General features: G+C 43.2%; 1 protein-coding gene. It reads left to right on the top strand.

The features are described from left to right. Positions 1-30: 30 nt before the first annotated feature. Positions 31-1221: an elongation factor Tu gene (gene tuf / locus CCS90_RS14805; RefSeq protein ID WP_099020345.1), complete on the top strand. Its 1191-nt coding sequence runs from the start codon at positions 31-33 to the stop codon at positions 1219-1221. Positions 1222-1242 lie beyond the last annotated feature (21 nt).

Below are 1242 nucleotides of genomic sequence, written 5' to 3'. Positions count from 1 at the left end.
ATATTAAAATATTAAGTTTGAGAAACGATAATGTCAAAAGAAAAATTTGAACGCAATAAGCCGCATGTAAATGTGGGCACCATCGGTCACGTTGACCATGGTAAAACAACCTTGACTGCAGCGATCACTAAAGTTGCTGCTGAAAAGATGGGTGGGGAATTTAAAGATTATTCACAAATCGATAATGCACCAGAAGAAAGAGAACGTGGTATCACGATTTCTACCGCTCACGTAGAGTATGAGACAGAGTCACGCCATTATGCGCATGTAGATTGTCCAGGCCATGCCGATTATGTGAAAAACATGATTACAGGTGCTGCACAAATGGATGGCGCTATCTTGGTTGTTTCTGCAGCCGATGGCCCAATGCCACAAACTCGTGAGCACATTTTGTTGGCACGTCAGGTTGGCGTACCTTATATTATGGTGTTCTTGAACAAATGTGACCAAGTTGATGACGAAGAGTTGTTGGAGTTGGTTGAGATGGAAGTTCGTGAGTTATTGAGTGACTATGAGTTTCCTGGTGATGACACACCTTTGGTTATGGGTTCTGCATTGAAAGCATTGGAAGGCGATACGTCTGACATTGGTGTTCCAGCGGTACAAAAACTATTGGATGAGATGGATGCTTACATCCCAACACCAAAACGTGAAACTGAAAAACCTTTCATTATGCCGATCGAAGACATTTTCTCGATTTCAGGTCGTGGTACTGTTGTAACAGGCCGAATTGAAGCGGGTATTGTTAACGTGGGTGATGAATTGGAAATCGTTGGAATCCGTGATACCAGCAAAACCATTTGTACCGGTGTAGAAATGTTCCGTAAGTTGCTAGATTCAGGTGAAGCTGGCGATAATGTGGGTGTTTTGTTGCGTGGAACGAAAAGAGATGAAGTTGAGCGTGGACAAGTACTAGCAAAACCGGGTACAATCACGCCCCACACAAAATTCGAAGCTGAAATTTATGTGTTGAGTAAAGATGAAGGTGGTCGTCACACACCATTCTTCAAAGGTTACAGACCACAGTTTTATTTCAGAACAACAGACGTGACTGGCGCATGTGAGTTACCAGAAGGTGTAGAGATGGTTATGCCTGGTGACAACGTCAAGATGGTTGTTGAATTGATTGCACCGATTGCGATGGATGAAGGTTTACGCTTCGCCATTCGTGAAGGTGGCCGTACAGTAGGTGCGGGTGTAGTAGCAAAAATTATCGATTGATAATTTAACTCGTGACTTGAA

Source organism: Marinicella litoralis (assembly GCF_002591915.1).
GTDB classification, from domain to species: Bacteria; Pseudomonadota; Gammaproteobacteria; order Xanthomonadales; family Marinicellaceae; genus Marinicella; species Marinicella litoralis.
This window is presented reverse-complemented; position numbering and strand designations above follow the sequence as displayed.